Origin of the sequence: Labrenzia sp. VG12 (genome assembly GCF_002237595.1) — a bacterium.
GTDB lineage: Bacteria > Pseudomonadota > Alphaproteobacteria > Rhizobiales > Stappiaceae > Roseibium.
The window spans coordinates 3,120,118-3,145,429 of sequence record NZ_CP022529.1; the positions used below are offsets into that span (position 1 = coordinate 3,120,118).

Annotated in this window: 21 protein-coding genes; 13 read left to right on the forward strand and 8 right to left on the reverse strand. The window is 61.1% G+C overall.

Translation table 11 applies throughout. From position 1 onward, the window contains the following. The first annotated feature begins 129 nt into the window (after positions 1-129). The 3 genes from CHH27_RS14485 to CHH27_RS14495 all read left to right on the forward strand — a co-directional run bounded on the left by CHH27_RS14485 (position 130) and on the right by CHH27_RS14495 (position 3,686). The gene (locus CHH27_RS14485) at positions 130-1,227 is read left to right on the forward strand and encodes a TRAP transporter substrate-binding protein (RefSeq protein ID WP_094074753.1); all 1,098 of its coding nucleotides are present in this window, start codon (positions 130-132) and stop codon (positions 1,225-1,227) included. Positions 1,228-1,635: 408 nt separating this feature from the next. Further along, positions 1,636-2,139, forward strand: coding sequence for a TRAP transporter small permease subunit (locus CHH27_RS14490; protein ID WP_094072226.1), 504 nt, complete (start codon positions 1,636-1,638; stop codon positions 2,137-2,139). Further along, the gene (locus CHH27_RS14495; protein WP_094072227.1) at positions 2,136-3,686 is read left to right on the forward strand and encodes a TRAP transporter large permease subunit; all 1,551 of its coding nucleotides are present in this window, start codon (positions 2,136-2,138) and stop codon (positions 3,684-3,686) included. The genes CHH27_RS14490 and CHH27_RS14495 overlap by 4 nt, the downstream gene beginning before the upstream one ends. Here the strand turns inward: CHH27_RS14495 and CHH27_RS14500 are convergent. The 7 genes from CHH27_RS14500 to CHH27_RS14530 form a co-directional block, all read right to left on the reverse strand. Beyond that, positions 3,680-4,924, reverse strand: a complete 1,245-nt coding sequence (locus CHH27_RS14500) for a glycoside hydrolase family 3 protein (RefSeq protein ID WP_094072228.1) — start codon at positions 4,922-4,924, stop codon at positions 3,680-3,682. The genes CHH27_RS14495 and CHH27_RS14500 overlap by 7 nt on opposite strands. A 105-nt stretch (positions 4,925-5,029) precedes the next feature. Next, positions 5,030-6,313 (reverse strand): aspartate aminotransferase family protein, encoded by a 1,284-nt coding sequence (locus tag CHH27_RS14505; RefSeq protein WP_094072229.1) that lies wholly within the window; start codon positions 6,311-6,313, stop codon positions 5,030-5,032. 13 nt (positions 6,314-6,326) lie between these two features. After that, on the reverse strand, positions 6,327-7,451 hold the full coding sequence (locus CHH27_RS14510; RefSeq protein ID WP_094072230.1) for a mandelate racemase/muconate lactonizing enzyme family protein: 1,125 nt from the start codon (positions 7,449-7,451) through the stop codon (positions 6,327-6,329). Beyond that, positions 7,448-8,563, reverse strand: coding sequence for a mandelate racemase/muconate lactonizing enzyme family protein (locus tag CHH27_RS14515; protein ID WP_094072231.1), 1,116 nt, complete (start codon positions 8,561-8,563; stop codon positions 7,448-7,450). Before CHH27_RS14515 ends, CHH27_RS14510 begins: the two co-directional genes overlap by 4 nt. Next, a complete protein-coding gene (locus tag CHH27_RS14520; RefSeq protein WP_094072232.1) occupies positions 8,560-9,672 on the reverse strand; it encodes a mandelate racemase/muconate lactonizing enzyme family protein in 1,113 nt (370 codons plus the stop codon). Before CHH27_RS14520 ends, CHH27_RS14515 begins: the two co-directional genes overlap by 4 nt. After that, positions 9,669-10,766: an alcohol dehydrogenase family protein gene (locus tag CHH27_RS14525; RefSeq protein WP_208988223.1), complete on the reverse strand. Its 1,098-nt coding sequence runs from the start codon at positions 10,764-10,766 to the stop codon at positions 9,669-9,671. Before CHH27_RS14525 ends, CHH27_RS14520 begins: the two co-directional genes overlap by 4 nt. Then, a complete protein-coding gene (locus CHH27_RS14530) occupies positions 10,763-13,243 on the reverse strand; it encodes an FAD-dependent oxidoreductase (RefSeq protein ID WP_094072233.1) in 2,481 nt (826 codons plus the stop codon). The genes CHH27_RS14525 and CHH27_RS14530 overlap by 4 nt, the downstream gene beginning before the upstream one ends. Before the next feature lie 98 nt (positions 13,244-13,341). Between CHH27_RS14530 and CHH27_RS14535 the strand changes: the two genes are divergently transcribed. The 10 genes from CHH27_RS14535 to CHH27_RS14580 all read left to right on the forward strand — a co-directional run bounded on the left by CHH27_RS14535 (position 13,342) and on the right by CHH27_RS14580 (position 23,126). Next, entirely contained in the window at positions 13,342-14,229 is an 888-nt protein-coding gene (locus CHH27_RS14535; protein WP_247646107.1) for a MurR/RpiR family transcriptional regulator, read from the forward strand. Continuing rightward, a complete protein-coding gene (locus CHH27_RS14540; protein ID WP_094072234.1) occupies positions 14,226-15,308 on the forward strand; it encodes an aromatic ring-hydroxylating dioxygenase subunit alpha in 1,083 nt (360 codons plus the stop codon). Before CHH27_RS14535 ends, CHH27_RS14540 begins: the two co-directional genes overlap by 4 nt. Continuing rightward, entirely contained in the window at positions 15,308-16,174 is an 867-nt protein-coding gene (locus CHH27_RS14545; RefSeq protein WP_208988225.1) for a hypothetical protein, read from the forward strand. Before CHH27_RS14540 ends, CHH27_RS14545 begins: the two co-directional genes overlap by 1 nt. Next, complete coding sequence (locus tag CHH27_RS14550; protein WP_094072235.1) at positions 16,167-16,910, forward strand: sulfotransferase family protein; 744 nt, start codon at positions 16,167-16,169, stop codon at positions 16,908-16,910. Before CHH27_RS14545 ends, CHH27_RS14550 begins: the two co-directional genes overlap by 8 nt. Further along, the gene (locus CHH27_RS14555; RefSeq protein ID WP_094072236.1) at positions 16,907-18,358 is read left to right on the forward strand and encodes an aldehyde dehydrogenase family protein; all 1,452 of its coding nucleotides are present in this window, start codon (positions 16,907-16,909) and stop codon (positions 18,356-18,358) included. Before CHH27_RS14550 ends, CHH27_RS14555 begins: the two co-directional genes overlap by 4 nt. 3 nt (positions 18,359-18,361) lie before the next feature. Next, a complete protein-coding gene (locus CHH27_RS14560; protein WP_094072237.1) occupies positions 18,362-18,736 on the forward strand; it encodes a carboxymuconolactone decarboxylase family protein in 375 nt (124 codons plus the stop codon). A gap of 171 nt (positions 18,737-18,907) precedes the next feature. Further along, on the forward strand, positions 18,908-20,509 hold the full coding sequence (locus tag CHH27_RS14565) for a BCCT family transporter (protein WP_094072238.1): 1,602 nt from the start codon (positions 18,908-18,910) through the stop codon (positions 20,507-20,509). A gap of 265 nt (positions 20,510-20,774) precedes the next feature. Continuing rightward, positions 20,775-21,482: an ABC transporter permease gene (locus CHH27_RS14570; protein ID WP_094072239.1), complete on the forward strand. Its 708-nt coding sequence runs from the start codon at positions 20,775-20,777 to the stop codon at positions 21,480-21,482. Next, positions 21,475-22,293: an ATP-binding cassette domain-containing protein gene (locus CHH27_RS14575; protein WP_094072240.1), complete on the forward strand. Its 819-nt coding sequence runs from the start codon at positions 21,475-21,477 to the stop codon at positions 22,291-22,293. The genes CHH27_RS14570 and CHH27_RS14575 overlap by 8 nt, the downstream gene beginning before the upstream one ends. Beyond that, the gene (locus tag CHH27_RS14580) at positions 22,290-23,126 is read left to right on the forward strand and encodes a substrate-binding domain-containing protein (protein WP_371681722.1); all 837 of its coding nucleotides are present in this window, start codon (positions 22,290-22,292) and stop codon (positions 23,124-23,126) included. Before CHH27_RS14575 ends, CHH27_RS14580 begins: the two co-directional genes overlap by 4 nt. 101 nt (positions 23,127-23,227) lie before the next feature. Here the strand turns inward: CHH27_RS14580 and CHH27_RS14585 are convergent, their stop codons facing one another. Then, complete coding sequence (locus CHH27_RS14585) at positions 23,228-25,081, reverse strand: dihydroxy-acid dehydratase (protein ID WP_094072241.1); 1,854 nt, start codon at positions 25,079-25,081, stop codon at positions 23,228-23,230. Positions 25,082-25,312 lie beyond the last annotated feature (231 nt).

Sequence of the window (25,312 nt, forward strand, 5' to 3'; positions counted from 1 at the left end):
ATGACCCAGCATCTTAAATGCGTTCAACTTTCTGCTTTCATATCGAGATATGAAAGCAGGTTGATCTGGGCAGATAAAAAAGCACGACGGGACGCTCCCAACCTGAACCTGTGACTGAGGGGTAATATGATGAAAAGACGTGATTTTCTGAAAGCAGGCGCCACCGGCACCGCTGCCGTCGCGGCCTCCACACTGGCGGCTCCGGCCATCGCCCAGGATGTGCGCCAGTGGCGCATGGTTACGGCCTGGCCAAAGAACCTGCCGGGCCCGGGCGTCGCCGCCCAGATGCTGGCCGACCGCATCACCGCGCTCTCCGGCGGCCGCATCGAGGTCAAGCTCTTTGCCGCCGGTGAAATCGTGCCGGGCAACGGCGTCTTTGACGCCGTCGGTCAGGGCACGGCCGAGCTTTACCACGCCGTTCCGGCCTATTGGGGCTCCAAGTCAAAGGGCATTCTTCTGTTCGGTTCTCAGCCCTTTGGCCTGACGGCTCCCGAACAGGCCGGCTGGATGATCCATGGCGGCGGCCAGGCGCTCTATGACGAGATCTACGCCCGCTTCAACCTGAAGCCGTTCCTCTGCGGCAACTCCGGACCGCAATGGGCCGGCTGGTTCCGCACCGAGATCAACAGCGTTGACGATCTCAAGGGCCTGAAATTCCGCTCCACAGGTCTTGCTTCCGAAATGTGCACCAAGCTCGGCATGGCGGTGCAGGCCATGAGCGGCCCGGCCATGTTCCAGGCTCTCCAGTCCGGAGCGCTCGACGCCGGCGAGTTCATCGGCCCCTGGACCGACAGCGCCCTTGGCTACTACCAGATCGCCAAGAACTACTACTGGCCGGGTGTCGGTGAGCCGTCCTCCGCAGAAGAATGCGCGGTCAATCTGGAAGCCTACAATGACCTGCCGGACGATCTGAAGGAAGCTGTCTCGCGTGCCTGCGCCAGCCTCTACAACGACGTCCTGACCGAGTACAACACCAAGCACGCCCAGGCGCTGACACAGCTGGTCAACGACCATGGCGTCATGGTGCGCAAACTCCCGGACGAGGTCATCGTCGCCATGGGCAATGCCGCCGGCGAGGTCATCGCGGACCTCAAGGCCAGCGACGACGAACTGGTCGTCCGCATCACGGAAAGCTTCCTCGCCTACCGCAAGCTGATGCGCGACTACATGCCCTATGCCGACAACGGCCAGATGAACGCCCGCGTCATGGACTACTCCTACGACTAGGGCGATCCAGCCCACCCGCAAACCTCGTCCTGAGGAGGGCCTTGAGGCCCCTCTCGAGGAATCGGCTCCTTGTCTGGTGCAAGCGGCCGGTCCTTCGAAACAGCGCTCCGCGCTTCCTCAGGATGAGGTTGTGGGTGAAGCCCTGCAATACCGAAGAACGTGAGTTTTGAGGACGCGGTGAGGCCAGAAAGTCCGAAGATACCGTTCAAGGGGCAATAGCTTTCCGTTGTCATCCCCGCGAAGGCGGGGACCCAGTAACCACTTGCACCTGAGACCTCGATCGAAGTGCTGCGGCGTACTGGATCCCGGATCGGCGCTTCGCTCTGTCCGGGATGACAAATGGTCGGTTTTTGGATCAGACGGCAGACATCAATCCGCCAGAGGCAGACAGGAAGCAGGACACCACGCATGGACAAGGTGGCAGGCGCACTTGAGCGCGTGAACTTGGTGATAGGCAACACGCTGTGCTGGGCGGCGCTGGGCATGCTGCTGCTGCAATTCGTGATCGTGCTGCTGCGCTATGTCTTCGGCTACAGTTTCATCTTCCTGGATGAAGGCGTGCTCTACTTTCACGCCGCGATCTTCATGCTCGGCGCCGGCTACACGTTTCTGGTCAACGCCCACGTCCGCGTCGACATCTTCTACGCCAAGGCAAATGAACGCACCCAGGCATGGATCGATCTCTTCGGCCACCTTTTCCTGCTGGCGCCGGCCCTGATCGTGCTGCTCTGGTTTTCCTGGCCCATGGTGCGCGGCAGCTGGGCCATTCTGGAAGGCCCGATCTCGGTGGGCGGCATTCCGGCTTCCTTTCTTCTGAAGACCCTGATCCCCGCCTATTGCATTCTGCTGCTGATCCAGGGCGTCGCCGCCTTCATTCGCGATCTTCAGAAACTGAAAGGCGCCGACGTATGAGCCTGCCGCTCGATCTCATCATGTTCGGCGCGTTGATCGCCTTCATTCTGCTCGGCTATCCGGTCGCCTTCACCATCGCCGGTGTGGCCACCGCCTTTGCCCTTCTCGGCTGGCTCATCGGAGACTTCAACATTCAGCTCATGGGCGCCATGGGCCAGCGCTTTTTCGGCGTTTTGACCAATCCGGTCCTGACGGCCATCCCGCTGTTTGTCCTGATGGGCGTTATCCTGGAAAAAAGCCGCATCGCAGAAGACCTCCTGGAAACGATGGGGCGTCTCTTCGGCAAGATGAATGGGGGGCTAGGGGTTTCCGTCGTGCTGGTCGGCGCCCTGCTCGCCGCCTCGACCGGCATTGTCGGTGCCACCGTCGTTGCCATGGGCCTGATTGCCCTGCCGACCATGCTGCGCAACGGCTACGATCCGAAGCTCGCCTCCGGCATGGTCTGCACTGCCGGCACGCTCGGCCAGATCATCCCGCCGTCGACGCTACTGATCATTCTTGCCGATGTCATGTCCAATGCTTTCCAGCAGGCCCAATATGCGCAGGGCAAATTCACCATCGAAACGATTTCCGTCGGCCAGACCTTCGCCGCAGCGATGGTGCCCGGGCTCCTGCTGGTCGCGGTTTATTGCATCTATATCCTGGCCCGCGCCACACTCTTCCCGAGCGACGCGCCGGCCATGAAGGAGCATGTCGACAAGCCCTCGGCCACGGAGATCGCCGGCGCGATCGTGCCGCCGATCCTGCTGATCATTGCCGTTCTCGGCTCGATCCTCGGCGGCATTGCCTCTCCCAACGAGGCGGCCTCCGTCGGCGCGGTCGGCGCAATCCTTCTGGCCGGGCGTCGTCTTGGTGTCTCCACGAAGCTGATTGTGCTGGCCACCGCCGCCCTGCTCATCCTGGCCGTCGCCGCGTCCCTTTTGCCCGTCCGGCTGCAGCGCTCGGATGTGACTTTTGGCGGCTATGTGCTAGCTGCGCTCTATGCCGGCCTTGCACTCTTTGCCCTTGGTGTGGTGTTGCGCATCCTGAAGGCCGCCTTTGGCGACGGATTGCTCAAGGCATCGCTGATGTCGACGCTGACCGTCACCTCCATGATTTTCGCCACCATCTTGATGGCAAGCTTCTTTTCGCTGGTCTTTGTCGGGCTTGGCGGCGAGGACCGTGTTCACGCGATCCTCAATGAAATGCCGGGCGGGCCGACAGGCGCGCTGATCTTCGCAATGCTGTTTGTCTTTGTGCTCGGCTTCTTCCTCGACTTTGTCGAGATCTCCGTGATCCTGCTGCCCGTCCTGATCCCGCCGCTCATCCTGATGGGCATCGACCCGATCTGGCTGACGGTGCTGATTGCCATCAACCTGCAGACCTCTTTCCTGACCCCGCCTTTCGGATTTTCGCTGTTTTACCTGCGCGGTGCGGCTCCCAAGGAGATCACGACGGGCCAGATCTATCGCGGTGTTGTGCCCTTCATTGCGCTTCAGATCGTAGCAGTTGCAATTCTTTGGCTGTTCCCGATCATCGCCACCTGGCTGCCGCGCTGGCTTTACTGAACAACGGAGAGCGTGCAGTTGTCCGGGTCCGGAGCCCTGCCTGAAAGCCAGGTTTCAATTTCTTGAACTGTCGACGGCCCCTGGAAAGCCGGTTTCACCAGTCCGTCCTTGAGCGTCACGATGCGCTCATAGGCAGCGTTGATCTTATTAACCAGCTGAGGATCGTCTTTCGCTGCATCAAGCAGGATCTTCGCAACCTTTGACGGAATCTCAGGGTCCGGACGCTTGTCATTGGCAAACAGCAGGATATCCGTTCCGGCCTTAACCGCGCGCAGGACGGCGGTTTCCAGCGAGTAGGTCCGGCGGATCGCATCCATCTGCAGATCGTCGGTGATGATCACGCCGGTAAAACCAAGGTCGCCGCGCAGGGTGCCGGTCAAGGCGGTTTCAGACAGGGAAACCGGCACTCTCTTTTTGCCCTTGCCCTGCAGCCCGCGATTGATGACATGGGCCGTCATGATCAGATCGACCTTGCCGGCATCGATCAACTGCTGAAACGGAATGAGTTCCTTGTCCGACCAGGTCCTGGACACATCAACTGCGCCCTTGTGACTGTCGCGCCGGCTTGAACCGTGCCCCGGGAAATGCTTCAGCGCCGTCAGGACCCGATGACCGCGATGCGCCTCGACAAAGGCAGCGCCAAACTCGGCGACCTTGCCCGGGTCCCGGGAATAGGAGCGTCCCAGGCGCCCGATGATGGGGTTGCGTCTGTTGACGTCGACATCGACCACCGGACCCAGATTGAGCGTAAAGCCCCAGTCCGCGAGTCCCTCCGCAAGCACCCCGTAGGCCACTTGCGCTTCATCCGGGCTGGACCGCCGGGCCATGCGTTTTGCAGAGACGGTCTGCGGAAACCCGTGATGCCGTTTCAAACGCTGGACAATCCCGCCCTCCTGATCGATCGCGATCAAGGGAGGTGTGTTGCTTGCGGCTGCCTCACTCAGCGCCGCATTCATTTGGCGCACCGTGTCGCGGTCCTTCAGGTTCCGCCCGAGATAAAGCACACCGCCGATCTGACCGGCTTCCATCTGGGCCAGAACTCGCTTGAAACCGGAATGGCCGGGACGATTTCCCAGAAACCCGACCAGGATCATCTGGCCGATCTTGGTTTCCAGCGCGATCGCTTCATCCGCGGCAAGCCCGGTTCTCGTATCTGTCGCCTCCGCGCGCGCCGTTCCGAGACCACCAATGGCGGTCAGCACGGTCAAGAACGCCGCAAACAAACGCGGGAACCTCATCTCACTCTCCGAGCCATCGACAAAAAGTCTAGAAACTCAAGATAAGGCGCCCCGGTTATCAGGCAATCAATTGCAACCGCTGGCTTGGCTCAAAAACCGATCCGGTCAGCCGGCCGCCGCGACAGCTTTTGCTGCGGCTTCAAGCGCCGACTCGGTTTGCTGAAGATCCGCTTCGGTCAGGGCCAGATGGGCATAGAGCTTGCTGTCGGGTTTCAGGATACCGCTCGCCCTGAGGCTCTGGTTGAACACTTTCGCCTTGGCAGTATCTCCCTTCAGGACGTCCCGATAGTTTTTCACCGGAGCGTCGGTGAAGACAACATCGAACAGCACGGGATCACCAACAAGCTGGTGCGCAATCCCCTCATTGTTGAGCGATTTGGCAAAAGCTGCCATCAGACGCGCACCATGTCCCTTGATCGTGTCGTAAACACCCGGGCGTTTCAGGATTTCCAGCGTCTTCAATCCGGCAACACTGGCCACCGGATTGCCGCTCAGTGTGCCGATCTGGAAGGTAAAGCCCTTCTCGCCGACCACCGCCCTGTCGAAATGGTCCATGATCTCCTTCTTGCCGGCGATCGCCGCCAGCGGGAAACCGCCACCGATGACCTTGCCGAGAGTGCAGAGATCCGGCACCACGCCATAAGCTTCCTGTGCGCCACCATAGGCCAGTCGAAACCCGGTGACAACTTCGTCGAAGACCAGGACAATTCCGTGTTTTGCCGTCTCTTCGCGAAGGGTCTCCAGAAAGCCGGGCTCCGGCGGGATCAGACGTTGCAACGGTTCGACGATCAAGCAGGCGATCTCTTCCGCATGTTCATCAATCAGCTGCCGCGCAAACTCGGCATCATTGAACGGCGCGATCAGCATGTTGTCGCGCACGCTTTCCGGCGTGCCGGCCGTGTCGGGAACGGCCTGCGGGTAGTTCACCAGGGTCTTCGGAGAAAGGCTCATCAGCGCCTCGGCCGACATGCCGTGATAACCGCCTTCAAACTTCAGGATCTTGTCCCGGCCGGTATGCGCCCGCGCAAGACGCATGGCATACATGTCGGCTTCACCGCCGGTGGAGACGTAGCGGACCTGGTCAGCGCATGGCACCGCCTCGACCAGCGCTTCGGCAAGCTCAATACCGCGGGCGTTGTTGGTGAAGAAGGTCATGCCCTTGCCAAGCTGCTCCTGAACAGCCTCAAGAACTTCCTCATGACCGTGACCAACCAGCATCGGGCCGGAACCGATCAGATAGTCGATGAATTCGTTGCCGTCTTCGTCCCAGACGCGTGATCCCTTGCCGTCGCGAATGATCAAGCCCGGATCGAAATTTCCGAACCCGGCGGCAGGCAGCACCCGGGCTGCCCGGTCTTTCCAGTCCTGTTGCGAGATGGTGGTTTTCATGGGAACGCCCTCCTCAGGCGGCAATGGAAAGAACGGGAGCTCCAAGCGCGTCGGCGTCCGGCCAGACACCGAGGCCCGGCCCGACCGGCGGCGTGATGCGTCCCTTGGAACGAACAGGTGCGTCCGCATCAATACGCGGGCTGACATAACCGGACAAATCACAAACGTTCATGATGGATTTGGGCGGTGTGGCCGCGGCCACATGAAGCGCAGCGGCCGTGGCGACATCCGAGCCCCAGGTGTCCTCGACACACATCTTGGCACCGAAATAGAGACAAAGGTCCCGCGCCCGGCGCAGCTCCGAAATGCCGCCGAACTTGCTGAGTTTCAGCGCCACGGCATCCATGCAGCCAAGTTCATAGGCTTTCAAAAGCGTTGCCGTGTCATGGGCGTTTTCATCGAGCTTCATCGGCAGGTTGGTGGCGCTGCGAACGGCGGCGCATTCTTCAAGCGTCGCGCAGGGCTGCTCCAGCATGATGTCGAGATCGGCAACCGCCCGGCCGACCCTGGTGGCGTCCAGTCGGGTCGCGCCGCAATTCCAGTCGCCGTAGACCAGGGGGCCGACACCAACGGCTTCGCGCACCAGACGCAAGCGGGCGACATCCGCCTCCCAATTGTCGTCCGCGCCGAGCTTCACTTGGATCTGGCGCATGCCGGTGGCCATGGCTTCCTTGGCAATGCGCGCCATTTCCTCCGGCGCAATGCAGGTGATGGAGTGATAAAGCGGCAAGTCCTCGCATTGGCGTCCACCCAGCAACGTGTAGACCGGCACCCCGCAGGCCTTGCCCGTCAGGTCCCAGAGCGCAATGTCGATGGCGGACTGGGCGTAAGTGTGTCCCAGCAGATGCGACCGGCAGGCAATCATCAGCGCTTCCACACCAACCGGATTTGCACCGATCAGGACAGGTGCCAGCTCTTCCAGCGCAGGCGCAACTCCGCTCGCATAGGCCGGCAGATAATGCGGGATCGGGCAAACCTCCCCCCACCCGGAGATGCCCTGATCCGTTTCGATCCGAAGCACCATACTGTCGACCGTCGCACAGGTTTTGCCCGACGCCATGTAATAGGTCTCATGACTGGTCAGCGGCACGCGCCAGAGCGTCAGGCCCGAAATGCGGAAATCCGGAAAGTTGGTCACTGCTTGCCTCCATAAACAGCAACAGGGTCTCCAAGGAGTGCCGGATCGGGATCGATCCCGACACCCGGTTGTTCATTCAGATGCACCAATCCGTTCTGGTTCCGACCGCCCTGTCCGGGCACTGGGTCCTCTGCCAGATGCGCGTGGCAGAGCCAGCTCGCCAGTCGGTTGGCTTCCGGGGTCGATGCGGCCAGATGCAACGTTGCCGTATCGGCGAAGGCGCTGCCGCCGGTATCCTCGATGTGCATCTGCCAGCCGACCGAAAGGCCAAAGTCGCGGATCTGCCGGGCCTTTGTCAGGCCGCCGACACGGTTCGGCTTGACCTTCACCCCCTGGCACGCACCAAGCCGCCAGGCGTCCAGGTGGTCCTGAAAGGAATGAAGGCATTCGTCCAGCATGATTGGTTGCGGCACTTTGGCCGAAACGGCTGCGCTCTGATCCAGGGTCTCACAGGGTTGCTCGATCCAGTCTCGCGCCTTGACCGCGTTCAGAACCTGCAGGGCGACACCCGGTGTCCAGGCCCTGTTGACGTCGAACGTCACCTGTTCACTTTTTGGAAGCGCCGCGGAAATCGCCTCGATCCGTTCGATATCGGCGGCAAAATCGCTGCCACCGATCTTGGCGGAATGGGTCCGATACCCTTTCTCGCTTGCGGTTCTGATATCCGCAATCATCTCGTCTGGCGTACCGGTCGAGATCGATGAGTTGACGGCAATCGGCGCAGGTTCATCCGTCCCGAAAAACCGCCAGAGCGGCTGAGAGCTCGCCTTGCCGAGCAGATCCCAGCAGGCAACATCAAGCGGGGACTTGGCATAAGGATGCCCGGGCAGCGTCACATCCATGAGCCTGTTGATGGCATCGAGCGCGCGCGGATCCTTGCCGATCAGGGCGGGTGCCAGAAGTTCGAGAGCGGCTCGGAGACCGGGTCCGTGGGCCGGCAGGTAGGTGTGCCCCCAGGGACAGCCTTCCCCCCAGCCTGACAGGCCTTCATCTGTGTCGACGCGCACAAACGTACTGTCGATAGCCTCGAATTTCAGCCGCCCGCCGGACAGCCAATAGGGTTTTGACAAAGGCAGCATCACAGCCCAGACGGAGATGCGCGTGATCTTCATGCTGCTTCTCCGTATGTGGCAACCGGTGCGCTCAGGCTGTTAAAGTCAGGCTCGACCCCAAGCCCAGGCAAATCGGACGCGTAAAGCCTGCCGCCGTGTGTTGCGGGAGCCGGTGTGCCGGTTGACCGCGTGTTGTAATTGCAAAGATCCGTCGTGTTCTGCAGAAACTCTTCCGGTGTCGAGGCGGCAAAATGCGCCAGGGTCGCGGTCGCGATCTCTCCCCCCCAGGTGTCTTCGGCGACGACCGGCATGCGGTTGTCGACAAAAAAGTCCCGCACCCGGCGCGCTTTTGAAAGGCCGCCGAGATTGGAAATCTTCAAACAGACAAGGTCTGCTCCCCGGTCGGCTACGATCTGCTGGGCAGCCGGCATGCCGGTGACACATTCGTCGAGCTTCATCGGCAGGTCGATCCGCCGGCGTACCTGCTGGCATTCTTCATAGGTTCGGCACGGCTGTTCGAAGACGAAATCGAGATCGCGTGTCGCTCGCGCAACCCGCAATGCATTATCGGCCAGCCAGCCCTGATTGGCGTCGGCCATTGCTTTCTCGCCGGGCTGCAACAAAGGCACGACCGCCCGGATGCGCTCAATATCCTCGGCCCAGTCTGCTCCAACCTTGATCTGGAACTGGCGGTAGCCGGCGGCCCTGTGCCGTTCCAGTTCGGCAACGGTCTCGTCCCGGCTCCGGTGCGGCGCGACGCGGTACATGGGAGCACCGTCTGTCAGCTTGCCCCCGAGCAACATCCACACGGGCGCGTTCATCGCCTTGCCGGCAATGTCCCAGCAGGCAGCATCGAACGGCGCTTTTGCGTAGCCGTGGCCCTGTACCAGGTGGTCCAGAAGCTGCTCGATACGGGCAACCTGGCGCGGATCTTCTCCGATCAGGGCAGGCGCCACCAATCGGGCCAAAGCCTCCACGCCTTCGGAATGGGCAACCATGTAGTTTTCGCCGCAGGGCGTGAATTCGCCATAGCCGGAAAGTCCCGCATCCGTATCGATCACGACAACCGAGGCTCTTGCGGTGGTGATCGCATTGCCGGCGCCCCAGCCATAAGAGCCATCCACATAGGGCAAATCCGTCTTGAAGATGCGGATGCGGGTGATCTTCATGGAACCACCACGATGTTGCCCGTGTGTTTTTTCTCGATAAAGGCAGTCTGCGCGGCGTGGAAATCCTTCAGGGGATAGGTCGCCGCCAGGACAGGCCGGATTTCACTGCGTTCGATATAGCCGACCAGGTCACCGAACACGTTCGGCGTGATCACGGTCGAGCCGGTAAAAGTCAGATCCCGCAAATAGAAGGTGCGAAGATCGAACTCGACGATGGGACCGGCGATGGCCCCGGAACAGGTATAGCGCCCTCCCCGCTCCAGAGCATCGATCAGCATTCCCCAATAAGTCCCGCCGACAATATCTGCGACGACCGAAACAGTGTCCTTGCCAGTGGCTCTCTTGAGCTCCGCTTTCAGGTTCTGCGGAGCCCGATCCAGAACGACATCCGCGCCAAGCGCTGTCACATCGGCATGTTTGGCAGGCGATGCCAAAGCGACGACCGTCGCGCCGCGCCGCTTAGCCAGCTGGACGAGCGCCGAGCCGACACCGCCGGAAGCCCCCGTGACAAGCACCGTGTCTCCCGAACCGACTTCCGCGCGGCCGAGCATGCCTTCCGCCGTGGTGTAGGAACAAGAAAAGGTGGCCAGTTCCGCATCGCTGAACGAGGAGGTGACAACGGCAACATTGCGCGCGTCGACCTTGGTGTATTCAGCGTAACCGCCATCACATTCCGAGCCGAAATAGCCGGTCTTGTCGCGATTGTAGGGCTCGGACCAGTCGCGCAGCCAGCAATCGACCATGACACGCTGGCCCATCAGCTCGACCGGCGCCCCATCGCCGAGCGCGACCACGGTGCCGACCGTATCGGCCCCCTGAATGCGCGGAAAGGTGATCGGCCGCCCGCCCCATGTCGGATCGCTCTCGTCGACCTCGTCATAAGCGCCCCCGGTGGTCGCATCCGAGACGGTCTTGGAATACCAGCCGGACCGGGTGTTCACGTCGGTGTTGTTGAGCCCGCAAGCCCCGACCTTGATCAACACCTCGCCGGGCCCCGGCTCCGGCACCGGCCAGTCCTCGTGCCAGACGAGCTGCTCAAGACCGCCATGCCCTTCCAGCACGATCGCTTTCATGGTTTTGGGCACGCTGGTCATTCCGCAGCCGCCTCCACCCGGGCGTCCGTGCGCGGCAGGATGCTGTCCGGATCATAGGCCGGATCGGCCAGAACACGGGCCTTGCGCGGCGTGTTCATGATCACGACCTCCAGCTCCTGTCCGGGCGCCGCCGCCTCCGGTTTGACATAGGCAAAGGCAAGGATCTTTCCGACCGTGTGACCATAGGCGACCGAGCTGGTCGCCCCAACGGCTTCTCCGTTCAAGAGGACCGCCTCACCGCCATGCCCGTCCTCGACACCGTCCGGCTCGATTTCCAGATAGACGCAGACCCAGGGCAGACGGTCAGCCTCCGCACTTTCCATCGTCGCGTCCCTGCCAAGGAAGGCCGGCTTGTCCAGCTTGACGAAGCGCATCACGTCGGCTTCCGGCAACGTGACTTCATTGGTCAGTTCGCCTGCCCCCTTGAAGCCCTTTTCAAGGCGAAGGGCATTCATGGCAAAGGAGCCGTAATCCGTCAGGCCGAGCGGTTCACCGGTTGTCCAAAGCGCGTCGTAGACGGCGAGCATGTCTGCGCGGGGAATGTGAAATTCCCAACCGAGTTCTCCGGCGTAGGACATACGAAACGCCCAGAGCTTCTTGCCGGCAACCTCAATCTCCTGCGCTGTCAGCCAGCGGAAGGACTGATTGTCGAGCGGCGCCGGCGTGTTGGGTTGAAGAATTTCCCGAGCAAGCGGCCCGTTCAGGGCCATAGCGCCCCACTCGGTCGACAGGTTTCGAACCGAGACATCCTCACCCTCAAGCTGCTGGCCCAAATGATCCAGCAGGCGCTGTTCAAAGAAGGCGGCGCAGACCAGGTAGAACCTGTCTTCGGTCAGCCGCACCACCGTCAGTTCCAGTTCAATCCGCCCACGGCGGTTCAGCATATGGGTCAGCGCAATTCCGCCGACTTTTTTCGGCAGACGATTGGCAACCAGCCGGTCCAGGTAGGTTTCCGCGTCCGGGCCGGACAGCTCCACCTTGGTGAAGGCGGAAATGTCCATGATGCCGGCCGTCTCACGCACCGCCTTCATTTCAGCCCCGACGACATCGTGCCAGGCGGCCCGTTTGAACGAGTAATAGTCGCGCTGCTCAAGACCGTTCCGGGCGAACCAGCGCGGTCGTTCATGTCCATAGACTTCCTCGTAAACCGCACCCTTTTCCTTCAGCCGTTCATAGAGCGGGCTCGGCTTGATCGGACGGCCCTCGAGGCGATTGAAATGTGGGAACGGGATTTCATGGCGGAGGCAATAATCTTCCTTGGCCTTGATCACCTGCCAGTCCTGGTCCGCGTAGGATCCGAACCTGCGCGGATCGAACTCGCGCATCGAAATATCGGCCGCTCCATGCACCATCCATCGCGCCAGTTCGCGCGTGAGGCCCGGTCCCCAACCGATACCGATCTGCGTGCCGCAGCAGCACCAATAGTTCTTGACCCCAGGTGCAGGACCGATCAGCGGATTGCCGTCCGGCGGGTGCGAAATGGCACCATGAACCTCGCGCTTGATGCCAAGCTCGGAAAAGATCGGCATCCGATCCATGGCATTTTCCAGCCAGAGCATGATCCGGTCATAGTCGGCCTCGAACAGTTCGTTCTCGGCTTCCCAGGGACAGAAATCCTCCCAGACCGTGTTCGGGTTCTCCTTCTCGTAAATGCCGATCAGACCGCATTTCTGCTCCATTCGGATGTAGCCGGAGACCAGCTTGTCGTCCCGGATGACGGGCAGCTCCTTATCGAGCTCCAAGAACTCCGGAACCGTGTCCGTGACGATGTAATGATGCGTCATGGACGTCATTGGAAGCTGCAATCCGCTCCATTCGCCCATCTGACGGGCATAGGTGCCACCGGCATTGACGACGTGCTCGCAGGTGATGTCACCGAGCTCGGTCGACACTTTCCATTCGCCATTTGCCTGCTGCTTGATGTCGGTCGCCCGGCAGCGCCGGATGATTTTCACGCCCAGCTGCCGCGCGCCGATAGCCAGCGCCTGGGTGACTCCGGACGGATCCGCGTGACCGTCTTCCGGCGTGTGCAGCGCGCCAAGAACACCGTCGAGATTGTAATAGGGATGCAGCTCGCGGATGCGGTCCGGCCCGACCAGTTCCATCGGGAATTTCAGTGCCCGGCCAACACTCATCGTATGGCGCAGCCAGTCCATTTCGTCTTCCGTATAGGCAAGGCGGAACGAGCCGCAGCCATGCCAGGTCACCGACTGGCCGGTCTCTTCTTCCAGCGCCCCGGCATAAAGATCGATGTTGTAGCCAACACATTTGCCGAGCCCGAAGCTGGACGTGGAATGGGTGATCTGTCCTGCTGCGTGCCAGGTCGATCCGGAGGTCAGCTCCGCCTTTTCCAGAAGCACCACATCGGACCAGCCTTCATGGGCCAGATGATAGGCAAGACCACAGCCCATGATACCGCCGCCGACAATGACGACACGCGCCTGGGACGGCAATTTCGAAGATCCAGCATCCGACACGTCTTGTCTCCTTGGCCGGTGAATTTTTCGATGGACAGCGTAATTGTACAAATGTACTCTCGTCAATCATGAATGATATGAATGTACCAAAGTCAGATTTGAAGGCGCCGCAAGCCGTTCTGGAAGAGCTGGCTTCGGAGCTGGAGGAGCTCACCCCCGAACTGCGCAAGGCGGCGAGCTATGTGCTTGAAAATCCGAATGATGTCGGCGTCAGCTCAATCCGCGAGATCGCCGATGCGGCAGGCGTCAAACCGAACACCTTCGTGCGCATGGCACGGTCGGTCGGTTTCGAGGGCTACGAGGATTTCCGCCATCCGTTCCGCGAAGCGATCCGCAGCCGCGGCACGGATTTTCCGGACCGTGCCCGCTGGCTGCAGTCGCTGGCCAAGGGCGGTCAGCTCGGCGAACTCTTCGCGGAAATGGCGGCCTGCGCCATTGCCAATATCGAGAACACCTTTGCCGCCACCAACTCAGATGCCATGAAGGCGGCGGCCGATGCCATCGTCAATGCGCGGCACACCTATGTGCTTGGCGTCGGCGTCAACAATTCCAACGCGCGGATCTTCTCCTACCTGGCCGACATGGCGGTCGACACGATCTGGACCATCCCGAGGATGGGGTCTGTCGCAACGGACGATCTGGCGCGTGCGGACAAACGCGACGTCCTTGTGGCCATGACGTGCAAACCCTACCGCACCGATGTGATCGAGGCGGTCGAGGTCGCCCGTGAACAGGGCATGACCATCATCGCGCTGTCCGACAGCCCGGCCTCGCCCATTGTCGTTGGCAGCGACCACAGCTTTGTCGTCGATGCGGAGACGCCGCAGTTTTTTCCGTCCTCGGTCTCGACCGTTGCCCTGCTTGAAACCCTGCTGGCCTTCGTCATTGCGGACGCGCCCGAAGACGTGATTGCCAGCATCGAACGCTTTCACACCCGCCGCCACGCCATGGGGCTTTATCAGGAAGAGTGGAAGGACCGCTCATGAACGTTCACAGCCAGCTGATCCATTCTCTCGAAGCGCGATATTACACCGACCCGGCTCATTTCGAGCGGGAGAAAGATGGCCTGCTGGCGCGAACGTGGCAATTTGCCGGCCATGTCTCGCAGCTTGACAAGCCGGGCGACTATTTCACCGTCGAAATTGCCGGTGAAAGCCTGATCTGCCTGCGCGACAGGGAGAACGTGCTCAGGGCGTATTACAATGTCTGCCAGCACCGGGCACACCAGCTTGTCCAGGGCGAAGGCAATACCAAACTGCTGGTCTGTCCCTATCACAGCTGGACCTATGAACTGACCGGCGGCCTCCGCTCCGGCCCCAATGTCCGCTCCGTGCCCGGCTTTGATCGCAGCCAGATCTGCCTGACCTCCGTCCGCATTGAGGACTTCTGCGGCTTTCTCTTCGTGAACCTCGATCCGGACGCCAAGCCGATGGACGACTGGTTCCCGAATGTGCGCGAGGAACTCAGGTCCTTCGTGCCGCAAATCGATCGGCTGAAGCCGCTTGAATGGGTGGAAATAGAAGAAAACTGCAATTGGAAAGTCTCCGTGGAGAACTATTCCGAATGTTACCACTGCCCCATCAACCACCCCACTTTCGCAACCGGCGTGGTCAAGCCGGAAACCTATGACATCCAGCCCCAGGGCTATTGTCTCAGGCATACCACGGAGTGCCAGAATCTCGACCGGATGACCTATGACATCGACCTCGGCTCCAACGAGCATGCGGGCGATTATTCGTCCTGGTTCCTGTGGCCCCTGTTCTCCTTCCAGGTCTATCCCGGCAACATCCTGAACACCTATCACTGGCGCGCGGTCGACGTGGATCACGTCGTTGTCTGGCGCGGCTGGTACACGATCGATGGCGTCGACAGCGAGACAATCCGCCGCCTTGCCGTTCAGGACCGGTCCACCACGGTGGAAGAAGACATTTATCTGGTGGAATCCGTCAACAAGGGCCTGAAAAGCCGCGGCTACAAGCCCGGCCCCCTGGTTCTGGACCCGGCCTGCGGCGTTCATTCAGAACATTCCATCAAGGCCCTGCAAACCTGGATGCGGGAAGCCTGATGGCCCCAGATCAGGCATCCGGCCAACCATCCGGCCTGACCGAAGCCATGCCGGCGGAGTGGACGCCCGAGCAGAAACTGTTTCCGTATCAGGTCGGTTTCACCTGCCCACCCCATGACTGGGACGCCGCCCCGAGCGATTTCCTGCGCATTGCCCCGCGCACCGTCGGTGTGCATGGCTGGATGCTGCATGTGCCGGACTATGGCCACCGGCTCGACCAGCGCAGCCGGAATTTCCAGCTACTGGAAGAGTTCGCGGCCGTCATGGCCACAAATGGCGCCGATGTCTGCGCCCAGGTCGGTTCCAACTGGGTGCACGCGTCACGGCTAGGTGTCGACGGCATCCAAGACTTCTGCCAGCGGCTGAGCGACACGCATGGGCTGGCCTTTCACATGGCCGGTTACGCGCTGGTCGAGGCCCTGCGGGCCATGAATGTCGAGAAGGTGGCGCTTAATGCCGTCTATCACTGGCCCGACTGGTGGCAGGGCACCGTCGGTTTTCTGAAGGAAGCCGGATTCGATGTTGTCTGGGCCGGAAACTTCGTCGACCAGGGCTGGTTCGACAGCCAGGAAGCGGTCAACGCAAAACGCTGGATCTTTGATGGATCTCTCGCCCGCAAAAGCTTCGAATATGTTGCCGAGAAAGCGCCGGAGGCGGATGCCTATCTTGCCAATGGCATGGTCAATTTCCGGACCGGAACGGACGGTCAGCCGGAACGCATCCTGCATCTGACGCCGGACCTGGAACATATGCTCGGCAAGCCGGTCATTGCGCATGATACGGCGCTCTACTGGCGGGTGTTCAAGTCGCTGGGCCTGGCGCCGGAAGGACATCACGGGCGCTTGCTGGAGACACTTCATGCATAAGATCGTCGCTCTTTGGGCGGTGCCGCGCTCCACCTCGACCGCCTTTGAATGGATGATGCGCCAACGCGGTGACCTTGATTGCCTGCACGAACCGTTCGGCGAAGCCTGGTATCAGGGCGAAGACCCGTTCTGGCCGCGTTTTCAACCGGGTGACAAGACAACCCCGGGCCTGACACTCGACAGCGTCTGGGACGACATCCGGAAGCGCGCCGAAAAGGGTCCTGTCTTTATCAAGGACTTTCCGCACTATATCAACCACATGTGGGACGCAGACTTCCTGTCCCGTTTCACCCATGCGTTTTTGATCCGCGACCCGGCGCTCACCATCACCTCCATGCATGCCAAATGGCCCGACTTTGACGCAGCCGAAGTCGGCTTTCCGGAGCAGCGTGCCCTGTTCGATCTCCTGTCCGCGCTGAACGGCACACCGCCACCGGTCGTCGACAGCGGCGATCTGCTGGAAAATCCGCAGAAGGTTGTGAAGGCCTTTTGCGAAGCCGTGGACCTCCCGTTCCTGGAAGAGGCCCTCAGCTGGAAGCCCGGTGCAGACACCGCCCAGTACAGCTGGTGGGACGGCGGCTCCTTTCACGCCAACCTGAAGAATTCGACCGGTCTGACACCTCAAAAGCGCAAATATGTCGACATCACCGAAGCGCCCGCCCGCGTTCAGCAGGTCTACCGGCGCATGAAACCCCATTACGACCGCTTGCACCGACACAGGATAATGCCGCAGTGACAGAGCTTCCGGATCATTGGCAGAATTTCATCGACGGCAGCTTTGTCGATGGCGGCGCAGGCTGGCTTGACGTGCTGGATCCGGCCACCGGAGACGCATTCGCAAGGCAGGCACTCGCTGATGCAAGAGATGTCGACCGGGCGGTTGCCGCTGCCAAGGCCCTGCATGACAGCGGCGCCTGGTCCGGCCTGCGCCCGGTGGAACGCGGCCGGATCGTACGCCGGATGGGCGATTATCTGCTCGATCATATCGACGAGATCGCCCCGGTTCTGACGCGCGAAGCCGGCAAACCGCTCTGGGAGGCACGTCTCGAGATCGAAGGGGCCGCCCGATACTTTGAGTATTACGGCAACCAGGCCGAGACCATGGAAGGCCGGTCGATCCCGCTCGGCAGCGGCTATTTCGATTTCACCACACACGAACCTTGCGGTGTCTCCGCACAGATCATTCCATGGAACTATCCCATGGAGATGACCGCGCGCTCCCTGTCGGCAGCCCTTGCCGTCGGCTGTACCGCCGTAGTCAAGACGCCGGAGCTCGACCCGCTGACCAATCGCTATTTCGCGGATGCAGCACTCTCCTGCGGCCTGCCAAAGGGCGCTCTCAACATCCTCTGCGGCATCGGCAAGGAGGCTGGTGCGGCGCTCGCCGGCCATCCGGATGTCAATCAGATCGTCTTTACAGGCTCGGTGCCCACTGGCGTCGCCATTGCCACGGCCGCCGCCAGGAATGTCGTCCCTTGCGTTCTGGAACTTGGCGGGAAATCGGCTGCCATCGTCCATGATGATGCGGATCTCGACGCGTTTCTGTCTGACGTTCGCTGGGGCATCTATTTCAATGCCGGTCAGGTCTGCTCGGCCATGTCCCGCGTGATCGTGCAGGAGAAGGTCCACGACAAGCTGGTCGATGGCCTCGTTGCCATGGCAGAGGGACTTGAGGTCGGCAGTGGTCTCGAATTTCCCGAATTTGGCGCCAATATGGGCGCCATGATTTCCGAAGCGCAGGCGCAGCGCGCTTCAGGCATGGTCTCGGCGGCCGAACGGGAAGGCGCCAGGGTGGCGACTGGCGGACGCCGGATGAACCGGCCCGGCTTTTTCCTGGAGCCGACAATCATGACCGGGGTCACACCGGAGATGACCATCGCCAGTGACGAAGTCTTCGGGCCCGTCCTGTCCGTGCTGTCGTTCGGCGACGAGGACGAGGCCATCCGTATTGCGAACGGCACGCCTTACGGGCTTGTCGGCGGTGTTTTTACCGCCGATGTCGACCGGGCCATGCGCGCGGCCAGCCGCCTGCGCGCCGGACAGGTCTTCGTCAATGAATGGTATGCCGGCGGCGTCGAGACCCCCTTTGGTGGTTTCGGCAAATCCGGCTACGGTCGGGAGAAGGGACGCGAAGCCCTGCTCAACTACGTGCAGACCAAAAACGTTGCGATCAAACTGAGGTAGATCATGGACCAGGACCTGTTTGAAAAGGGCCTTGAACAACGCAAAGCCACACTCGGCGCAGAGTATGTCGAAAAGAACCTGGCTGCTGCCGACGACTTCACCCGTCCGTTCCAGGAAGCCATGACCGCCTGGTGCTGGGGCTTCGGCTGGGGTGACGACGTCATCGATGCCAAGACGCGTTCGATGATGAACCTTTCCATGATCGGCGCACTCGGCAAGATGACCGAGTGGGAGATCCACTGCCGGGGCGCCATCAACAACGGCGTGACCCAGGAGGAAATCCGCGCGATCATTCATGTCGTCGGCATTTACTGCGGTGTTCCGCAAGCTCTGGAATGCTTCCGCGTGGCGCGGAAGGTGCTCGAGGAACAAGGCTGACCAGCGTCAATCAGATAGACGCGACACTCGAAATAGCCTTACACTCGCAAAAGAAAAAAGAACGCAGAAATACGAAAGAGGACAGACAACAAACAAAGAAAAAGACGCATCGGAATTCGACAAAACTTCACTGTGCACCTTGGTTAACAAGACAGGAAGATGGGAGGGAATATGTCGGAAACAAAGAAGATGCTCGATCCGGATCCCCGTGTGTGGGATTTCGAGACCGAATATGAACTTGGACAGGACAATATCAGGCCGTTCGGCCTTGATCTGCATAATCCCGTCTTCCTGATCTCAAGCATACTGATCGGTGCCTTCGTGCTTATCGCACTTGCCAATCAGGAAGCTGCCGCCGAATTTTTCGGCTGGCTGCGGCCTTGGCTGACCAGCACTTTTGACTGGTTCCTGGTGCTGTCGGTCAACGCGATCACGCTGTTCTGCCTGGCCCTGATCGTGCTGCCGGTTGGCTCCGTCCGGATCGGCGGCAAGGACGCCAAGCCCGATTATTCCTATGCAGGCTGGATCGCCATGATGTTTGCAGCCGGCATCGGCATTGGCCTGCTGTTCTTCGGCGTGCTGGAACCGGTCTACTACAATTTTGCCGAAAGTGGCGGCGCCAGCCCGCTTGGCGTGGATATCAGCCAGGCCGGCAATGAATATGCCGGTGTTGTCGGCACCATCCACCACTGGGGCCTCGAAGCCTGGGCCGTCTATGCTGCGGTCGGATTGTCGCTCGCAATCTTCTGCTACAATCTCGGCCTGCCTCTGACCCTTCGCTCCGCCTTCTATCCGCTGCTCGGCGAACGGGTCTGGGGCTGGTGGGGCCACATGATCGACACGCTTGCTGTCTTTGCCACCCTGTTCGGCCTGACGACCTCGCTGGGCCTCGGAGCGCAGCAGGTCGCGGCCGGTCTCAACGAAGTGTTCGGCATTGAACCGACCTCCACGGTCGTTGTGCTGTTGATCATCGGCATTACCGCAATCGCCCTTGGCTCTGTCCTCATGGGGATGGATGCCGGGGTCAAGAGACTGTCTGAGATCAACATGATCATGGCCGTCGCGCTGTTCCTGTTCGTGATCCTGACAACCGGTTTGGTCACTGCCGTCACCCGGTACTTCTCGGTCCTGACCGACTACGTGCTGATGCTGCCGGCGCTCTCCAATCCGTTCGGGCGCGAGGACACCAGCTTCTTCCACGGCTGGACGACCTTCTACTGGGCCTGGTGGATTGCCTGGTCGCCGTTTGTCGGCATGTTCATTGCCCGAATTTCCCGTGGCCGCACGGTACGCGAATTCGTGCTCTGTGCCCTGATCGCACCGACACTGGTCTGCGCCCTCTGGATGTCCACCTTTGGCGGGGCAGCCATCGACATGCTCAATGCGGGCGGTGCAGAAGGTGTGCGCGCGACCGTCATCGACGCCTATAAACCGGAAGGGGCCCTGTTCGGCTTCCTCAGGGAACTGCCCTTCTATTCGATCGTGGCCCCGATCTCGCTGCTGTTGATCGTGATCTTCTTCGTGACGTCGTCCGACTCAGGTTCCCTGGTGATCGACACGATCACCGCGGGCGGCAAAATGGATGCACCTGTTGTCCAGCGTGTCTTCTGGTGCACCCTGGAAGGTCTGGTTGCGATCGCCTTGCTTCTGGGTGGAGGCCTTGCTGCCTTGCAAGGGGCCGCCGTTTCGACCGGCATCCCCTTCACCATCGTTGTCCTGGTGATGTGCTACTGCCTGTGGCTGGCCCTCAGGTCCGAGCGCGCCAAGATGTAACGGTTCCGGGCCGCGGGAGGGTCCTCCTTCCGCGGCCTGGAAAGCGAAGCTCTGCCGGGAAATACCGCGTGCATGCCGATTTCGAAAAGACTGCGCCTGGTCATTTCCATCCGATCGCGACCAGCCTGGATTGCCCCTCCTTCCTAACTCGCTGAAATCAGTCAGGATTTGCGTCAGGCAACGCGCCCGGCCAGCAAACGCATACCGGCTTGGATTTTTGTGCATTTTACGTTATTTTTTCCCGTGAACGGGAGGAAATGCAGGAATGGACAGTTTCTGGGGTGCATTTGCCGGGGCATTCGGCCTGGTCTTTGCGCTGGATCCGGATCTCATGGAAATCATTGGCCTGTCCATGCAGGTCACCCTCACCGCTGTGCTCCTGTCCTGCCTGATCGGGCTGCCTCTCGGAGCGGCCGTCGCCTGCTTCCGCTTTCCCGGCCGCACGCTCATTTCCATTGTGCTCAATGCTCTGATGGGCCTGCCGCCGGTGGTGGTCGGACTGCTTGTCTACATGATGCTGTCGGCCTCCGGACCGCTCGGCGTGTTGCGTCTCCTCTACACGCCGACGGCCATGATCATTGCCCAGATGGTGCTGGTCGTCCCGATTGTTGCCGCTCTGACCCGGCAGGTGATTGAGGATCTGAATCGCGAATATGCCGACCAGTTCGCGTCCATGGGCGTCGGTCCGCTCGATCGATTGGGAGCCATGCTCTGGGATGCCCGCTACAGCCTCCTGACCGTTGCCCTCGCCGGATTCGGCCGGGCGGTCGCCGAAGTCGGCGCGGTCATCATTGTCGGCGGCAACATCAACCATGTCACCCGTGTGATGACCACGACCATTGCTCTTGAGACCTCCAAAGGCAATCTGCAGCTGGCGCTCGCTCTCGGGTTCATCCTGCTTCTGATTGCCTTTGCCGTGAACGCCGCCGTGATGGCGCTGCGCGCCTCTGCCGAAAGGTCTGCCTATGCGTGATCTCTCCTTCAGCACGGCCCCCAGCGCGTCGGCGCTGCAGTCGCCTGTCGAGACCACTCCCTTGCTGGAAACTCGCGGGCTCAGTTTTTCTGCAGGCGGCACCCGTCTTCTCAACCAGGTGGACCTGACAATCCGCCATGGATCTCGCACGCTGATCATGGGACCGAACGGTGCCGGCAAAAGCCTGCTCCTGCGTTTGCTGCACGGCCTTCTGGAACCCGACACCGGCACTGTTCTTTGGCAGGGAGCCAAACTGGACAGCGTCGCCCGCAAGGCTCAGGCCATGGTGTTTCAGCGCCCCGTTCTGCTGCGCCGCTCCGTATTTGCAAACCTGAAATTTGCCCTCGCCGTGCGCGGGCTGCGCGGCAAGGACCAGGCCGACAGGATCGGATCTGCCCTTGCCTCAGCCGGCCTCAGCCATCTGGCAAAACGCCCTGCCCGCGTGCTTTCCGGCGGCGAACAACAGCGCCTGTCTCTGGTGCGTGCCCTTGCCTGCGACCCGGAGCTGCTCTTCCTGGATGAACCGACCGCCAATCTCGACCCGGCCTCCACGGCCGCGATCGAGCAACTCGTGCTGGACGCCAACCGGCGCGGCGTCACCATCGTCATGGTCACCCATGATGCCGGTCAGGCGAAACGGCTGGGAGAGGACGTTATTTTCCTGCAGGACGGGACCGTAGTCGAAACCGGCCCGGTGGACACCGTCCTGAATGCACCGCAGAGCGAACCGGTTCGCGCCTGGCGGGACGGCCGCCTTTATCTCGGCCCCAACACACAATCCCTTCATGCCCCTTCCGGGAGACCCAATTGATCAAGCGGATGTTTCAGGCGTTTGCCGCCACACTTCTTTTTGCCGCCCTCGCCAGCCAGCCGACATTGGCCGACGACCGGTTCATCATCGTTCAGTCGACGACCTCGACGCAGAACTCGGGCCTCTTCGATCATTTGCTGCCCACCTTCATGGAAAAGACCGGCATCGAGGTGCGTGTCGTTGCGGTCGGCACAGGCCAGGCCATCCGCAATGCGGCCAATGGCGACGGTGATGTCCTGTTCGTGCATTCCAGGCCCGCCGAAGAAAAATTCGTTGCAGATGGTCTCGGGGTCTCGCGGGCCGACGTCATGTATAACGACTTTGTCCTGATCGGCCCGCCGGACGATCCGGCCGGCATCGCCGGCATGAGCGACATCACTGCGGCCCTTGCCAGGATTGCGGAAAGTCAGTCCCTGTTCGCCTCGCGCGGTGACGACAGCGGCACCCACAAGGCGGAGCTGCGTCTCTGGAAAGCTGCCGGCATCGACCCAGCCGAGGCATCCGGCACCTGGTACCGCGAAACCGGGTCGGGCATGGGCGCCACCTTGAACAGCGGCACCGGCATGGGCGCCTATGTGCTGACCGATCGGGCCACCTGGATTGCTTTCGGCAACAAGGGTGATTTCAAGATCGCCGTTGAAGGCGACGACAGGCTCTTCAACCAGTATGGCGTGATCCTCGTCAACCCGAAGGCCCACCCCCACGTCAAAGCCGAAATGGGCCAGACCTTTATCGACTGGCTGCTGTCCAGGCAAGGCCAGCAGGCCATTGCAGACTACACCGTCGATGGCCAGCAATTGTTCTTCCCCAACGCCAATGACGGCTCGAGCTAAAACAAAAAGGCCCTCAACTAAAAACAGTTGAAGGCCTTTGTCAGCTCGCGTCTCGCTGCAGGAAACACCGCGCGCTCTTGGAACGCGCGAGCCTTTCGCGCCTACCCTTCGCGGTGGCGATTGCGCGGTTCGAAGCCTGACTTCACGGGTTCACGCAGGTCGCGCACCCAGACTTCCCGGTTCGGATGCATGCCACCGCCGCGCACGGCCGGAACCGCCGTGTGACGCGCCCGGTGCAGGAGACGGGTATCAGCGACACCGCAATTCGGATGCTGGCCACCATTGTCGGCCACGACTTTCTCCCAGGCGGCTTTGCGGGCGGCAAGCGTTGCCGCGTCATCCAGCGCCGGGCAGTTCAGCGTGTTGTTGTTGAGATCCACGATGATGGCATCACCATCCTCGACGAAGGCAATCGGACCGCCAAGCGCGGCTTCCGGCCCGACATGGCCGATTACCAGGCCAACAGACCCACCGGAGAACCGGGCGTCTGTCATCAACGCGACCACAATGCCACGTTCGCGGCAAAGCGTTGTAATGCGTGAGGTCGGGTCCAGCATTTCAGGCATACCCGGCGCACCGCTCGGCCCCTCATAGCGGACAATGATCATGTCCTTGTCCTGGAAACTGTCAGGCGCTTCATCAAGTGCCTTGATCAAGCCGACTTCGCCTTCAAAGACCCGCGCCCGCCCCTTGAAGAGATTGTCTTCCAGACCGCCTTCGACGCCGGCCAGTTTCAGAATGGCTGAGAAGTCAGGTGACAGGTTGCCGCCCAGCATGCGCAGGCCGCCGGTCGGTTTGAAAGGCGTTGCGACCGAATGGATGACGTCGCCATCCGGCGCAGGCGTTTCCAGATCGGCAACCTGTTCGGCGAGCGTGCGACCGGTGCAGGTCATCATGTCGCCGTTCAGGAGCCCGGCATCCAGCAATTCCTTGACAATCACCTGCACACCGCCGACCCGGTCGATGTCGATCATCGAATACTTGCCGTATGGCCGGGCGTTGGTCAGCACCGGCACGACGTTCTTGGAGAGGTGATTGAACTCTTCCGGCGTCATGACGTCGCGCCAGAAGTGTTCGAACCCGGCAGCCCGTGCGATTTCCGGAACATGCAGAACCACGTTGGTCGAGCCACCGATTGCCATGGCGACGATGACCGCATTGCGGATCGAATCCCGTTGCACGATGTCGCGCGGCTTCAGACCGGTTGCCATCATGTTGGCCAGATGCGCCACCAGTTCCTTCGGGAACTCCTCCAGACGGCGGCGGTCATCGGAGGCCGGAGCGACCATGTGCAGCGGCTGCAGGCCGACGACGCCGATGAAGGTCTGCATGGTGTTGTAGGTGAACATGCCGCCACAGCTGCCGATGCCCGGGCAGGCATTGCAGGCGATCCTGTCCCGAACCGCCTGGTCCGGATGACCGGCAACCTGATAGGCGCTGACGATATCGAGCGCTTCACCCGTCTCCGGGTCACGGCCGGGGCGAATGGTGCCGTCGGACATGATGATGGCCGGCTCGTTATGCTCCAGCACCGCCGCGAGCGTGCCAACCGGCGGCTTGTCGCAGGCAACGACGGCAATGGTTCCGGCAAGACCGGTCGCTTCCAGATGTTCGCACAGGGAATCGTTGGTGACTTCCCGGCCCAGCAACGAATAACGCATCTCCCGCGTCCCGTTGCGGATGCCGTCAGAGGTCGCGATGGTGAACTCGGGCTGCACCAGGCGGTATTTCAGATCGTCGGCCCCACTGCCGATGCGGGACTTCAGATGCTCGTGAATCGCATCAACCTTGGAGGCAACGCCAAGGTAGCACTGGCTGTCTCCCTTGGTGCCGACCACGCCGACGGAAGGTTCATGGATGAGCGCCGGGTCCGTGCCCAGTTCCCGGGCGACCCCGATGGTCTGCGCGGACCGGCCGGGATGTCGGTCAATCAGGACAATCTTCGAATCGGACATCTTGTTCTCTCTCACTCAAGCGCGTCGCCCCGCGCTGCCTCTCTTCTGTCTCTCTCTTCTGGATACCCTCGGGGCACGCGGCTTGCAATCGCAGACACACGCACCTCCCGATGAAGTCACCCTTAAAACGTCACGGACCTGCAATCCGGAGCCAGGCGCCCACTTACATTCTCATTGGCCTCAGCTAGACTTGCCCCTTGATTGCAACCATTTTGACTTTCACTCCGAACA